Origin of the sequence: Candidatus Planktophila versatilis, from assembly GCF_002288265.1 — a bacterium.
Taxonomy (GTDB): Bacteria; Actinomycetota; Actinomycetes; order Nanopelagicales; family Nanopelagicaceae; genus Planktophila; species Planktophila versatilis.
The window spans coordinates 345,414-358,786 of record NZ_CP016778.1 but is presented as its reverse complement, the minus strand read 5'-3'; the positions used below and the strand labels follow the sequence as shown (position 1 = coordinate 358,786).

Here is a 13,373-nt window from a genome sequence, read left to right as displayed (position 1 = left end):
TCAGGAGTGCGAACTTTACCGCACTGAATCCGGGATAACTCCGCCGGATTCTTCACCCATAACAGGCTCTGGAATAGATCCAGCGTTATGTTCAACCAAAAGCCAACCTTTTGGTGATTCTTCCAGAATCGACCATTGCGCATTGGAGAGTCCGCCGATGCGTGACCAGAATGGAATGGGAAGGTCAAGATAGGTGCCAATGATTGTGCGCGCTGTTCCACCATGTGTTGCAACAACAAGTCTTTGATTATCTTTGCCAGCGAGTGCTGCGTTAATCGCTGCCACACCACGTGCTCCTACTTCACTGCGACGTTCGCCAATTCCACCGGCTGGGTTATCTCCGCCCATCGACCATTGCCGTAAATTATCAAGATCTACCTTGCGTATTTCATCACCGGTCAGTCCTTCCCAATTTCCGCAATTGGTTTCGCGCAAACGTGCATCAGTTAATACTTCAAGTCCGGTGAGTTTTACTAGTTCGTGCGCGGTGCTCTGTGCTCGCACTAAATCACTGGCGATAATCATGGTCGGGGCAATAGCTGCCAACATCGGCGCTGCATGCTGTGCTTGAAACTGACCCACTGCATTTAAGGCAATATCAGTATGTCCCTGAAACTTATTTGCAACGTTCCAATCGGTTTGGCCATGACGCCAGAGAATTATCTGGTTACCCACGTGCAACCTCTTCTTTGACCACTTCTAACTCAATCTTGGGGCAGTCATTCCACAACCGATCGAGCATGTAGTAGCGACGAAGCTCACTGGACTGAATGTGCACAACGAGATCTGAGTAATCAAGCAAAATCCATTCCGCGGTGCCCTCACGCCGTAGTGGCTTATCACCAGCAAGACGTAACTTCTCTTCCACCTCATCGGCGATCGAATCAACCATCTTGGTATTGGTGGCAGTGACAATCAGAAAGACTTCACTTAATACTGATTGCTCCGAAAGATCGAGGGCGACAAGTTCGGTTCCGAATTTATCGGCAGCAGCGCGAGCGGCAATTTGGGTGCGTTCAACGCAGGCTTTACTTGCTGGCATAGAGATTGTGCTCCTTTATATATGCAGCAACTGCTGCGGGTACTTCATCAGAATGGTGTTCGCGGATCTGGGTTGCCGACACGGCAATGGCATCGACATCAAGGTTAGGCGTGCCAGGAAAATTTGGGCGATCAATCACAACGAACTCAACCATTTTTTTGAGCTCAGTAGCGCGATGCCAGTGATCGATATTGGTATAGGCATCGGTGCCCACGACGACAAAGATGGAATCTGTTGGGTAGGTCTGGGCAACTGCTTCCACGGTATCAATGGTGTAGCTCGGGCCCTCGCGCAATACTTCAATCGGATTAACTTCCACCTTGCTTTTAATTTCTGGTGCTAAAGAATTAACTGCTAACTGACACATCTGCCGGCGCTCAGCCCCGGTTGCCTTCGGTTCATGTTCGCGAAGTCGCGGTTGTCCGGCTGGCACAACGAGCAGGCGATCAACAATATTGCGCCCAATTAATTGTTCAATGACGTGAACGTGCCCGTTATGAATCGGGTCAAAGGTGCCGCCGTATAGCCCTACTCGCAAGGGCGTTACTTATCTAAGCGAAGAGTGATGTAGAGAAGGAAGCCGAAAATCCCAAATGCAACAAGTCCAAATGCGTAAGGAGGCATTGGAAGTACCCGGGTCGCTTCTTCACTAAGTCTTAACATGGGATGAAGATTACTACTTACCTGCAAGAAGTTCTAAAAAGCGCGCTTCATCGATGATCTTGACGCCTAACTCTTGCGCTTTTGCCAGCTTAGAACCTGGGTCGGCGCCGACTAATACATAGTCAGTCTTTGCAGATACTGACGACGATGGCTTTCCACCATGTGCGGTGATTGTCTCGGCAATGGAATCGCGCGTGAAATTCGCTAGCCCGCCGGTTACGACAATGGTGAGTCCGCCCAAGGTTTGCGGGCGATCCGCGCCCTTGGCGTTGACCATCGCCACCCCAGCCTTTGTCCATTGGGTAATGATGTTGCGATGCCAATCAATTTCAAACCACTCAATAACCGATTGCGCAATGACCTCACCCACGCCATCGATGTCGGCAAGTTCTGTCACCGAAGCCTTCGCAATGGCATCCATGCTTCCAAAATTCGTGGCTAAGGCTTGCGCCGCGGTGGGCCCAACATGGCGAATCGAAAGTGCCACAAGTGTGCGCCAGAGCGGTCTGCTCTTTGCTTCTTCTAACGCTGCCAATAGCTTTTCTAAATTCTTTCCGGCTGTGCCATCTTTTTTAAGAAAGAACTGAGATTTCATCAGCGACTTCTCACTCAAGTTAAAGATGTCGGCTTCATCAGTAATAATCGAATCAGTCAGCAGTGCAACAGCTGCTTCATAGCCCAGCACATCGATATCTAGTGCTGCGCGCGAGCCGATGTAGTAAATACGTTCGCGTAATTGCGCGGGGCAACTTCTAGTATTTGGGCATCTAATATCCACATCGCCTTCAGTAATCGCGCGCAGTTCAGAGGCGCACTCAGGACAGTGAGTCGGCATCACAAATGCTTTCTCACTCCCCGTGCGCTTATCTCGAACTGGACCCAAGACTTCTGGGATGACATCGCCCGCTTTGCGAATGATGACAACATCGCCAATTAAAACGCCCTTGCGTTCGATTTCTTCTTGATTGTGCAGAGTTGCATTAGTGACCGTAGATCCGGCGACTTTGACTGGCTCCATAAATGCGAATGGAGTTACGCGCCCAGTGCGACCCACACTGACTCTGATATCCAGTAACTTGGTAGTTACTTCTTCCGGTGGATATTTATAGGCAATCGCCCACTTTGGAGCGCGGGATGTGAAACCTAGTTTTTCTTGCTCTGCCAACGAATCTACTTTGATCACAACGCCATCAATCTCGTGCTCTACATCGTGGCGGTGCAGGTTGTAGTTTTCAATAAATGCCAGAACTTCTGCTCGACTCTTACACACCTTAAAGCGAGCAGATGTGGGAAGACCTAGGGCTTTGAGCTTTGCATAAGCATCAGATTGTGAATCAAATGAAATCCCTTCACGTGCACCAATACCGTGCACCACAACATCTAGCGCACGAGATGCTGTAATTCTTGGATCTTTCTGGCGCAGTGAACCGGCAGCGCAGTTACGAGGGTTAGCAAAGAGTGGCTTACCTGCTTCTTCTAGTTCTTCATTGAGTTGGTTAAAGGCGGCAACCGGTAAGAAAACTTCACCGCGCACCTCTATCAGTACTGGAATGTTGTTGCCGGACAAAGTATGTGGCAGGCCCTTAATCGTTTTCACATTCAAAGTGACATCTTCACCGGTAGTTCCGTTACCACGCGTAAGTGCGCGGGTGAGCTGTCCGTTTTCATAGAGCAAATTAATTGCCAGGCCATCTACTTTAAGTTCACATAAGAAAGCACCGACTGCAGATTCTTTTTCAACCCGTTCAAACCAGGTATCTAACTCAGCGTCATCAAAAACATTATCTAAACTCATCATCTTTTCGATGTGATCGTGTTGATCAAATGTGGTGGAAAATCCCCCGCCCACACCCAGCGATGGGGAATCTGGTTCAAGTAATTCTGGGTGCTTTGCTTCCAGTGCTGCTAGCTCTTTGAGCAGGGCATCGAATTGGGCATCGGTAATGGTGGGCGCATCTAGTACGTAATATTTAAATTGGTGATCACGGATCTCTTGCGTTAATTCAGTGATGCGATGTCGCGCCTGTGTGCTCATGCGGTCTCGCAGATTGTGGCCGACCCCACGACGCGATCGCCATCGTAGATAACCATTGCTTGCCCTGTAGCTAGTCCAAGAAGAGGTTCATCTAGTTCTGCAACCAGGTGCGCTCCATCTAAGTAATAGGTGCAATCAAGTGCTGCGCCATGTGCGCGCACCTGAACAAAGCCGCGTGTGGGCGCAGCTCCTACCGCTGGACCACAGAAGATAGGTCTCTCACCTCGCATTGAACTCACAGCCAAATCTTCGCGCGCACCGACGACAACCGTATTTGTCACAGGCTCAATCTTTAAGACAAAGCGTGGAGAACCATCAGGGGCGGCAACCGAGAGACCCAGACCTTTACGTTGTCCGATGGTGTAGGTGTAGGCACCGTTATGTTCACCGATTTTCATTCCATCTTGATCAACAATCGGCCCCACTTCACTACCGAGTCGATCACGTAACCAACCTGCGTTATCTCCCGATGGCACAAAGCAAATATCGTGGCTATCTGGTTTCTGCGCTACGGCTAACCCGCGCTTTTCGGCTTCAATCCGGATATCAACTTTTTCAGTATCACCCAATGGAAAAATAGCACCATCAATTTGTTCGCGATTAAGTACTGCCAGAACGTAGGACTGATCCTTCAAAGGATCTACGGCGCGATGTAGCGTGCGCCCAGCATCGCTCTCGCGCGTGCGCGCATAGTGGCCAGTAACAACACCATCAAAGCCCATCGCTTTTGCGCGATCTAGCACGGCGGCAAACTTAATCTTTTCATTACAGCGCAGACAAGGGTTAGGTGTGCGCCCTGCGGCATATTCACTCATGAAGTTTTCAACTACTTCATCATGGAATTCATCGGCCATATCCCAAATATAAAAAGGAATGCCGATGACATCGGCAGCCCTGCGCGCATCATGTGAATCTTCAATCGTGCAGCAACCGCGCGCACCGCTTCGATATTTCTGCGGGTTAGAAGAAAGAGCTAAGTGCACACCGATAACTTCATGTCCGGCCTCTACTGCGCGAGCTGCCGCAACTGCAGAATCAACGCCTCCGCTCATGGCGGCAATAATCTTCATTTCTTACCTACCGCGTTTGCCGCAAGTCCACGTTCAATGACAGTGGGCAAGACCGAGAGCGCATAATCAACATCTGCTTGGGTATTAGTGGCACCAAATGAGAAACGCAGCGAAGATTGCGAGAGGACATCGGTAAGGCCCATCGCCATTAATACATGGCTAGGTCTATGAACACCTGCGGTGCAGGCAGCGCCGGTGGAACAGGAGACTTTCTCTGAATCCATCAGCAACAACAGTGAATCACTCTGTGTTCCAGGAAAAGTAATATTTGAAATTCCAGGTAAGCGCGGTGCACCTTGGCCATTAATTACAGCATCAGGGCGAGCACGTAAGACACCTTCTTCAAAGTCAGTACGTAATTTTGCTACCGCCGATGCATCATAAACACCTGCCGCAATTGCGGCAGCAAGTGCCACAATCGATGGCGCATTTAGGGTTCCACTTCGAATATCGCGCTCTTGTCCCCCACCATGAAGAAGTGCTGGAATCTCAACTGCCCGGCGCAAGATCAGCGCACCAATTCCGAGTGGGCCACCAACTTTGTGGCCACTAATTGTCATGGCATAGAGGCCGAGTTCCTTATAAGAAAGAGGCACCTTAGAAAAACTCTGCACGGCATCGGTATGCACCGGAATACTTCCGGCCACATTTACTACTTCAGCTATCGGTTGCATAACCCCGGTCTCGTTATTGCTATGCATCACAGAGATCAGTGCAATCTCTAATCCGCGCGCGGCAACAAGTGCGCGCAAGAATTCAAGATCAATAATGCCATCGGTTGTCACTGGAATCTGAATCAGTTCGGCGCCTTCATGTTCAACGAGCCAGAGCGCCGGATCTAGAACGGCATGATGTTCGATGCTGGAGATAACAATGACTTTCTTCGGAGAATTCCAGAAGAGACCTTTAATTGCTGCGTTATTTGCCTCTGTGCCAGAACCGGTAAAGATCACTTCACTGGGTTGGCAGTGCACAGCACGTGCAATCTGCTCGCGCGCATCTTCCACATCTTTGCGAGTAGAACGACCTTGCGTATGAAGTGATGAAGGATTACCTAATTTGCGAAGCGCGGTATTCATGGCGCCAATTGCCGATTCACACATCGGCGTAGTGGCCGCGTGATCGAGATAGACGCTCATGGGAGCATTCTAGTTCGTCTGGCCTACTTATCCTTTTCGAGCAACCACGCCTTCGGTGGCCTTAGGTAGCACGTTAAACAAGTCTCCGACTACACCAAAATCTGCGATATCAAAGATGGGCGCTTCTGGATCTTTATTGACCACCACGATTGTCTTAGAAGTCTGCATTCCGGCGCGGTGTTGAATTGCGCCAGAAATTCCGCAGGCAACATAGAGCTGCGGGCTTACTGTCTTTCCGGTCTGTCCCACCTGATGTGAATGTGGATACCAACCAGCATCGGTTGCAGCGCGTGATGCACCTACTGCTGCGCCCAATGAATCTGCAAATGATTCAACGGCCGTGAAGTTGCCATCTGTTCCACGTCCACCTGAGACAACAATGTTGGCTTCGGTTAACTCTGGTCGACCACCCTTTACCGGAGGTTGAGTAGATGAAACCGTTGCTTTCTTTGCATCGGCGCTAATTGTGGCAGTTGCATTTGTAATAGCAGGTGCGCACGATGTGAAATCGGCATCGATGCTATTGGGGCGAACCGTAATAATTGGTGTGCCATGTGAAACTTGTGAATGCACCGTGGTTGATCCACCAAAGACTGATTGTGTGGCACTGCCATCACTTGCAATATCAATGGCATCGGTAATAATCCCAGAATCACAGAGCACTGCCACGCGCCCAGCCATCTCTTTACCGAATGCATGCGATGCAATGAGAACTGCAGCTGGAGACTTCTCTTTAATAAGATTTGCTAGTGCATCGGCAGATGCTGCAACACCATGGGATGTGAAATCATCAGATTCAATCACGATAATCTCACTAATCGGTCCTTGATTCACAGTTGCTGCAAGTGCCGCACCTTTCCCGGCGCCAGCTAGAACTATTGCTGTGACAGTGCCAATACGGGCCGCAGCTGTTGCAATCTCTGCTGTTGTCTTACTTGCTTTTTCACCTGAGAAATCAGCAAGAATAAATACTGTGCTCATATCAACTTCTTCTCTGCCAAGAAGCTAACCAGCGCATCACCGGCGCCACCTTCATCATTAACCTTCACACCCGCTGCGCGAGCCGGACGTGGTGTGGCATCTATAACTTGTGACCAACCACTTTGGGCGCTGACTCCCACTGCTGCTAAATCTTTATGTTCAATCGTCTTCTTCTTCGCCGCCATGATTCCTTTAAAGGATGGATAACGCGGTTCATTAATCTTCTCAACCACGCTAATTACTACTGGAAAAGCGGCACTGATTTCATCAACGCCAGCCTCTGTCACGCGCGTGATGGAAACTTTTCCGCCCGGATCAACAACTACCTTTGAGGCAAATGTCAGTTGCGCCCAACCAAGGCGAGCGCTGATCATCGCCGGCACCACGCTCATGCGAGCATCAGTTGATTCGGTGCCACAGATGACAATGTCATATCCGCCATCACCAATTACTTGAGCTAATACGCGCGAGGTTGAGAGCGCATCGGCTGCTGCCAACGCAGCATCTGTTACCAAGATTGCATCGTTTGCCCCCATGGAAAGGCCTTTGCGAAGTGCATCCGTTGCCCGCTCTGGTCCCATAGAAATCAAGGTCACGGTGTGCGCACCACCTTCTTCATTGCCACCATGTGCTTCAACAATACGAAGTGCTTCTTCCACTGCATACTCATCAAGGTCATTAAGGACTGCATCAACGCTCTCGCGGTCGAGTACGCCGTTGACCATCTTCTTCTCGGCCCAGGAATCAGGCACCTGTTTGATGCAGACGGCAATCTTCATGGGGCAGATGTTACCGGTCAGTAGTCGCTTTCGGAAGGGTGAATGAGCGCAAAACTCTCAACCAACGGTTCACCTTCTATTCAGAGACATGTAACCCGTAGGGGAAAATCTAGATGTGTGAGCCTCACATGATTCTTACATGATTGAGATCAATAGCACGCGCACACTGCGTATTGCAGTGGTGACTGAGGCATTTTTGCCACAGGTCAATGGCGTCACCAACTCAGTCCTGCGCTTACTCGAATATTGCAAAGTGCAAGGTCACGAAGTTCTGATCATCGCACCGGAGAGTGAAGGCGCACCTACTTCCTATCTAGATTACAAGATTAAACATGTGCCAAGCATTGCGATGAAAAAGCTTATTCCAATGGGCGTTCCACGCAAATATCTGGAGCCATACCTTGAAGGTTTCGCTCCCGATGTCATTCACCTGGCATCCCCTATCTTCTTAGGACATTACGTTGCCCGCTTTGCCAAGAAGAACGGAATTCCAACGGTCTCGGTCTATCAAACAGATATCGCGGGCTTTGCTCGTCACTACGGTTTAACAATCGCCCACAACACTTTGAAGAAGTGGGTAGCGCGTATTCATCAAACAACAGATCTCACCCTGGCACCATCAAAGTGGGCTCGGCGCGATCTTGAATCAACTGGCGTGAAGAACGTTGAGATTTGGAAGCGTGGTGTGGATCTAGTGAAATTTGATCCTACTCGCCGCGATGAATCTCTGCGCGAAAATATTCGCGGAAAAGATAGCGGCAAGTTAATTGTTGGCTACGTCGGCCGCCTTGCCAATGAAAAACGTATCGATGATCTTGCCATCCTTGATCGCCAACCTGATATTCAGCTTGTTATTGTTGGTGGCGGCCCAGCCGAAGCGAGGCTGAAGCGCGAGCTACCTAATGCACGTTTTGTTGGATATCAATCTGGTACTGAACTTGGTCGCTACGTTGCCTCATTTGATATTTTCGTTCACACCGGCAAGCATGAAACTTTCTGCCAAGCAATCCAAGAGGCACTTGCAGCAGGTGTTCCAGTGATTGGCCCTGATACTGGTGGTCCGGTTGACTTAATCGATCATGGCATTACTGGCCTGCTTATTGATACCGCTGATTCATACGCGCTACTAGAAGCGGTATCAACGCTTCGTAGTCACAGCGCTTTTGATCTGATGCAGGTAGCTGCCCGTCGTTCAGTGGAGCATCGCACCTGGGATTACATCAATGCCCAATTAATTGATTACTACCGCCAGACGATTGCCCAAGTTGCGAGAAAGGGTGAACTAGTCGCATGAGAATCATTCATATTGCTAACTTCTACGGACCTAAATCAGGTGGCATCAAGACCACACTGCATAACCTTGGTAGCGGCTACACAGCCGAAGGCCACGAATTTATCTATGTCGTTCCGGGAAAGAAGTTTGGACGTGAAGAAACAACTCACGGTGCCTGCATCTCACTTCCTTCATGGCAGATTCCCTTTAGCGGTGGCTATCGCGTTATTCGCTCCACCTATCGCGTCAAAACAATTCTTAACTCACTTAAGCCAGATCGCATTGAAGTCTCTGATCGCTTCACGCTCTCCTGCCTTGGTAAGTGGGCCGCTGATCGCAACATTCCGGCAATCGTATTTAGTCACGAAACTTTGCGTGGTCTGGTCAAGAATTACTTGGGCGTACCCATGAAGAGATTTGTCAGCTGGCATAACACTCGGCTGGCTTCACGTTTTGATTTTGTGGTTACCACTACAAACTTTGCGGCAGCTGAATTTGATGAGATTGGAACCACGAACGTCGTTCGGGTTCCACTCGGTGTGGATCTCCAGACTTTCTCGCCGTCACTACGCAATGAAGAACTTCGCACCAAGATGATTAAGGGTGGGGATGTTCTGCTAGTTCACTGTGGTCGTCTCTCCCCGGAGAAGAAACCAGAGCGTTCACTAGAAACCTTGCGCGAGCTCCTAGATCGTGGAATTAACGCCCGCCTTGTCTATATCGGTAGCGGTCCACTACATAAGAAGTTATATGACTCATCGCGCGATATCCCGGTGACCTTCTGGGGTTATGTGGCAAATAAGAACTTACTTGCCCAAATGATTGCATCCGCAGATATCTCACTTGCACCAGGTCCGATTGAAACCTTCTGCCTGGCAGCACTCGAATCACTGGCAAGTGGAACACCCGTAGTTGCATCAGAGACAAGTGCGGTCGGTGAATTTCTTGTAGATCACAATGGCGACTTTGTCGGACTGACCGCTGCAAATAACGGACGCGCATTTGCCGATGCTGTTCAAATCTTGCTCGATGAAATTACTGAAGATGCCACGCTCTCAGATCGCTGTCGCACCCAAGCTGAACAGTTCCCATGGTCAGAGACAATTATGCGTTTAGGTCGACTGGGTGACGCCCCGGCATTTACACCAGTTGCACATCGCCCAACAAATAAAAGTGCGGCCTAAGATGGAAAAGCCAATCACCTTCGCAATTGTGGGAGATAGCGCAGGATCGGGTGTGGGTGACTCTGATTCATTCGGTAATTACTACGGTTGGGGCTATCACCTAGTCAAAGCGTTTAACGAACCATTGGCATACCTCAATGTTTCTCGTCCCGGTGCGCGCTCGAAAGAAGTTCGCTTTGAGCAACTTCCAAAAGTTTTGATTCACGAGCCAGAACTTGTCGGCGTTATCGTCGGTGGCAATGACCTATTGCGCAATGGTTTCTCGCCTAAAGTATTTGAAGAAAACCTCACCGCTACCCTCAAAGACATTGTGGAAAGCGGAGCGCAGGTTATGCTCCTTGAACTCCATGATCCAACCGAGATTGTTCCGATGCCATACCTGGTTGCTCGTGTGTGTCGTCGTCGAGTATCTGCTGTCAATCATGTGACTCGTAAGTTAGCTCGCAAATACAGCGCCATCTTGCTCGAGACTCGCTCACTGAAAGGAATATACGAGCGCGATAAGTGGCATGTGGATCGGATGCACCCAAGTAAGCATGGGCATCAGTTCATCGCCCAAGAATTTGCACATCTACTTCGCCAACGTGGTTTTCATATTGACGAGATTGTTATTGATCCAATCAACAATCGAAATCGGAAAGATTCCATTAAATGGATGCTAAAAAATGGCACACCCTGGTTTCTTAAGCGCAGCGTAGATTTACTGCCAGCGCTATTGATTCTTTCAATTACAGAGCTCATTCATATGGTGCGAAACAAAAGTGCGGCAGAGCCAGCAGATGTGTACTTCCCAGACTTTAACAAGAAGCAAGATGTCGCAATACCTATGCTCGAAGATGAGCGAGTTTCCTAGAACTTCTCGCTACCGGCAGGTAAGCGCGGACTTCCGCCGCACTCTTCTACTATATTAAGTGTGTGCTCGCCATCATTGCTCCCGGTCAAGGTTCGCAAACTCCGGGAATGCTCACATCGTGGCTAGAAGATAAAGATGCGAAAGAGCTTTTACAGCAGTGGTCTGATGCCATTGATTTAGATCTGATTCACCTTGGTACAACAGCCGATGCCGAAGAAATCAAAGAAACTGCCAATGCACAACCACTAATTGTTGCTGCAGGCTTGCTTGCCGCTCGCGCACTTAGCGCAGATGGAAAATTCGCTTGCGTAGCAGGCCACTCTGTTGGCGAAATAACGGCCGCAGTTGTTGCGGGTGTGATTACTCCACTTGATGCAATGAAATTAGTACGCGCTCGTGGCATTGAAATGGCGAAGGCCGCCAGTGTCACTCCTGCCGGAATGGCTGCAGTACTCGGCGGAGAGCGCGAGGTTGTGCTGCGCGCAATCACGGATTTAGGACTAGTTGCGGCAAATGACAATGGCGGTGGACAAATAGTTGCAGCCGGTGATCTCGATGCTCTTGCGCAATTGGCACCTGATGGTGCTCGCGTTCGACCACTGGCAGTTGCTGGCGCATTTCACACCTCTTATATGCAGCCAGCGGTAGCACCAATGCGAGAACTTGCAGCAACGATGAAGGTCAGTGACCCGGCCGTTGCACTGCTTTCTAATAAAGATGGTGGCGTTGTGAGCAGCGGCCGCGAAACACTGGATCGCATCGTCAATCAGATTGCTAATCCGGTGCGCTGGGATTTGTGTATGCAATCACTCGTAGCCCAAGGTGTTACTGGCGTGATTGAGCTTGCTCCGGCCGGCACGCTGGTAGGCCTCATCAAGCGCGCAACTCCGAGTATTGCGCAGTTCGCTCTGAAATCTGCGGCAGACTTAGAATCAGCACATGAATTCATTGCTCAACACGGAGGCAAGTAATGTCTAAGGTGATTGCTTCAAAGTCAGGCAGTGAGAGCAGAATACTTTCCGTTGGCTCCTATCGACCAAAGCGGTTGGTGCCTAACTCTGAAATTGTTGACCGCATTGAATCAAGTGATGAATGGATTCAGCAGCGCACAGGTATTGAATCCCGCCGCTTTGCAGATGATTCAGAATCTGTGCTTGATATGGCAACATGGGCTGTGGAAGATGCACTGGCTAAAGCAAAATTAAGTATTAGCGATATTGATACTCTCATCGTTGCCACTGTCACTTTTCCTTTTCAAATGCCCTCTGCCGCAACAGCCATCTTGCAACGACTCGGCCATCCCACAGCAGCTGCCTTTGATATCAATGCCGCGTGTGCTGGCTTTTCCTACGGCATCTCCATGGCGCACGATTTTATCAAGGCCGGAACTTCCAAGACTGTGCTGGTAGTGGGCGCGGAGAAAATTTCAGATTTCACAGATCCTGATGATCGGGCAACGGCATTTATCTTTGCCGATGGTGCCGGCGCTGTTGTCATTGGTCAATCACGCGAAGCTGGCATTGGCCCAGTTGAGTGGGGTTCTGATGCTGATAACCGTGATGCAATCCAGATGAATCCTTCCTGGATTGATGTGCGCGATGTCGAAACACAATTAACAAAGGCTGGAAGTAAGTGGCCGAATATTTCCCAAGAAGGTCAGAAAGTTTATCGATGGGCAGTTTTTTCCATGAGCAAAGCGGCGGTGAAAGCTATGGAGGCGGCCGGACTTACCGTGAATGACATTGCTGCATTTATTCCGCATCAAGCAAATATGCGCATCATTGAAACGATGGCGAAAGAGATGGGCATGCCCGATTCAGTTGTCATTGCAGATGATGTTCGCGTCAATGGAAATACATCAGCGGCCTCTATTCCACTTGCGATGGACATTCTCCTTGATCAACACCCAGAGCTACATGGAAAACTGGCGTTGCTCATTGGCTATGGCGCAGGTCTCGTTTATGCGGGCCAAGTCGTTGAATTACCCCCAAAACCATAATTTTTTCCCAAATATTTACCGATTTACTGGGAAGTAGAGCCCTTTTTCATAGACAATTGCTCACCTGTCCCCGATACGTAGGTTCACTTAAGTAAAGGAAAAATAATGGCGCTTTCACCAGCAGATGTACTTGCAGGAATTAAAGAGATCGTTGAAGAAGTAGCGGGTATTCCAGCTGCATCAATCGAACTTAACAAGAGCTTCACAGATGACCTAGAAGTTGACTCACTGAGCATGGTTGAAGTTGTCGTTGCCTGCGAAGAGCGCTTCGGTGTGAAGATTCCTGATGAGAAGGTAACTGAGCTTGCAACAGTGGGCGACGCAGTTAACTTCATCGTTAACGCTGCAGCGTAAG

At 49.5% G+C, this 13,373-nt stretch carries 14 protein-coding genes; 6 read left to right on the top strand and 8 right to left on the bottom strand.

Annotation, left to right across the window (positions count from 1 at the left end):
* Positions 1 to 15: 15 nt before the first annotated feature.
* From A1sIIB76_RS01850 to A1sIIB76_RS01815, 8 genes are all read right to left on the bottom strand, one after another.
* Positions 16 to 675 (bottom strand): histidine phosphatase family protein, encoded by a 660-nt coding sequence (locus A1sIIB76_RS01850; RefSeq protein ID WP_095696845.1) that lies wholly within the window; start codon positions 673 to 675, stop codon positions 16 to 18.
* Positions 668 to 1,042 (bottom strand): ribosome silencing factor, encoded by a 375-nt coding sequence (gene rsfS, locus A1sIIB76_RS01845; protein WP_095684472.1) that lies wholly within the window; start codon positions 1,040 to 1,042, stop codon positions 668 to 670. The genes A1sIIB76_RS01850 and rsfS overlap by 8 nt, the downstream gene beginning before the upstream one ends.
* Positions 1,029 to 1,580: a nicotinate (nicotinamide) nucleotide adenylyltransferase gene (gene nadD, locus A1sIIB76_RS01840; protein ID WP_095696844.1), complete on the bottom strand. Its 552-nt coding sequence runs from the start codon at positions 1,578 to 1,580 to the stop codon at positions 1,029 to 1,031. The genes rsfS and nadD overlap by 14 nt, the downstream gene beginning before the upstream one ends.
* 138 nt (positions 1,581 to 1,718) lie before the next feature.
* Positions 1,719 to 3,740 (bottom strand): NAD-dependent DNA ligase LigA, encoded by a 2,022-nt coding sequence (ligA, locus tag A1sIIB76_RS01835; protein ID WP_095696843.1) that lies wholly within the window; start codon positions 3,738 to 3,740, stop codon positions 1,719 to 1,721.
* Positions 3,737 to 4,810, bottom strand: coding sequence for a tRNA 2-thiouridine(34) synthase MnmA (gene mnmA, locus A1sIIB76_RS01830; RefSeq protein WP_095674535.1), 1,074 nt, complete (start codon positions 4,808 to 4,810; stop codon positions 3,737 to 3,739). The genes ligA and mnmA overlap by 4 nt, the downstream gene beginning before the upstream one ends.
* Positions 4,807 to 5,949: a cysteine desulfurase family protein gene (locus tag A1sIIB76_RS01825; RefSeq protein ID WP_095696842.1), complete on the bottom strand. Its 1,143-nt coding sequence runs from the start codon at positions 5,947 to 5,949 to the stop codon at positions 4,807 to 4,809. The genes mnmA and A1sIIB76_RS01825 overlap by 4 nt, the downstream gene beginning before the upstream one ends.
* 27 nt (positions 5,950 to 5,976) lie before the next feature.
* The gene (locus A1sIIB76_RS01820) at positions 5,977 to 6,930 is read right to left on the bottom strand and encodes an electron transfer flavoprotein subunit alpha/FixB family protein (RefSeq protein ID WP_095674533.1); all 954 of its coding nucleotides are present in this window, start codon (positions 6,928 to 6,930) and stop codon (positions 5,977 to 5,979) included.
* On the bottom strand, positions 6,927 to 7,709 hold the full coding sequence (locus tag A1sIIB76_RS01815) for an electron transfer flavoprotein subunit beta/FixA family protein (protein ID WP_095696841.1): 783 nt from the start codon (positions 7,707 to 7,709) through the stop codon (positions 6,927 to 6,929). Before A1sIIB76_RS01815 ends, A1sIIB76_RS01820 begins: the two co-directional genes overlap by 4 nt.
* A 139-nt stretch (positions 7,710 to 7,848) precedes the next feature.
* Here A1sIIB76_RS01815 and A1sIIB76_RS01810 point away from each other — a divergent pair, with 139 nt between their 5' ends.
* From A1sIIB76_RS01810 to A1sIIB76_RS01785, 6 genes are all read left to right on the top strand, one after another.
* Entirely contained in the window at positions 7,849 to 9,003 is a 1,155-nt protein-coding gene (locus A1sIIB76_RS01810; RefSeq protein WP_095696840.1) for a glycosyltransferase family 4 protein, read from the top strand.
* A complete protein-coding gene (locus tag A1sIIB76_RS01805) occupies positions 9,000 to 10,166 on the top strand; it encodes a glycosyltransferase (protein ID WP_095696839.1) in 1,167 nt (388 codons plus the stop codon). The genes A1sIIB76_RS01810 and A1sIIB76_RS01805 overlap by 4 nt, the downstream gene beginning before the upstream one ends.
* A gap of 1 nt (position 10,167) precedes the next feature.
* The gene (locus A1sIIB76_RS01800; RefSeq protein WP_095696838.1) at positions 10,168 to 11,019 is read left to right on the top strand and encodes an SGNH/GDSL hydrolase family protein; all 852 of its coding nucleotides are present in this window, start codon (positions 10,168 to 10,170) and stop codon (positions 11,017 to 11,019) included.
* Positions 11,020 to 11,081: 62 nt separating this feature from the next.
* Positions 11,082 to 11,990, top strand: a complete 909-nt coding sequence (locus A1sIIB76_RS01795) for an ACP S-malonyltransferase (RefSeq protein WP_095696837.1) — start codon at positions 11,082 to 11,084, stop codon at positions 11,988 to 11,990.
* Entirely contained in the window at positions 11,990 to 13,018 is a 1,029-nt protein-coding gene (locus tag A1sIIB76_RS01790; protein WP_095696836.1) for a beta-ketoacyl-ACP synthase III, read from the top strand. The genes A1sIIB76_RS01795 and A1sIIB76_RS01790 overlap by 1 nt, the downstream gene beginning before the upstream one ends.
* Before the next feature lie 105 nt (positions 13,019 to 13,123).
* Positions 13,124 to 13,372, top strand: a complete 249-nt coding sequence (locus tag A1sIIB76_RS01785; RefSeq protein ID WP_095674526.1) for an acyl carrier protein — start codon at positions 13,124 to 13,126, stop codon at positions 13,370 to 13,372.
* Position 13,373: the final 1 nt, after the last annotated feature.

Excerpts from the sequence above, each read along its gene's own strand:
- ligA (WP_095696843.1), bottom strand. The coding sequence starts at position 3,740 with ATGAGCACACAGGCGCGACATCGCATCACTGAATTAACGCAAGAGATC.
- A1sIIB76_RS01790 (WP_095696836.1), top strand. The coding sequence starts at position 11,990 with ATGTCTAAGGTGATTGCTTCAAAGTCAGGCAGTGAGAGCAGAATACTT.
- A1sIIB76_RS01800 (WP_095696838.1), top strand. The coding sequence starts at position 10,168 with ATGGAAAAGCCAATCACCTTCGCAATTGTGGGAGATAGCGCAGGATCG.
- A1sIIB76_RS01815 (WP_095696841.1), bottom strand. The coding sequence starts at position 7,709 with ATGAAGATTGCCGTCTGCATCAAACAGGTGCCTGATTCCTGGGCCGAG.
- A1sIIB76_RS01785 (WP_095674526.1), top strand. The coding sequence starts at position 13,124 with ATGGCGCTTTCACCAGCAGATGTACTTGCAGGAATTAAAGAGATCGTT.
- A1sIIB76_RS01810 (WP_095696840.1), top strand. The coding sequence starts at position 7,849 with ATGATTGAGATCAATAGCACGCGCACACTGCGTATTGCAGTGGTGACT.
- A1sIIB76_RS01825 (WP_095696842.1), bottom strand. The coding sequence starts at position 5,949 with ATGAGCGTCTATCTCGATCACGCGGCCACTACGCCGATGTGTGAATCG.
- rsfS (WP_095684472.1), bottom strand. The coding sequence starts at position 1,042 with ATGCCAGCAAGTAAAGCCTGCGTTGAACGCACCCAAATTGCCGCTCGC.
- A1sIIB76_RS01805 (WP_095696839.1), top strand. The coding sequence starts at position 9,000 with ATGAGAATCATTCATATTGCTAACTTCTACGGACCTAAATCAGGTGGC.
- A1sIIB76_RS01820 (WP_095674533.1), bottom strand. The coding sequence starts at position 6,930 with ATGAGCACAGTATTTATTCTTGCTGATTTCTCAGGTGAAAAAGCAAGT.
- mnmA (WP_095674535.1), bottom strand. The coding sequence starts at position 4,810 with ATGAAGATTATTGCCGCCATGAGCGGAGGCGTTGATTCTGCAGTTGCG.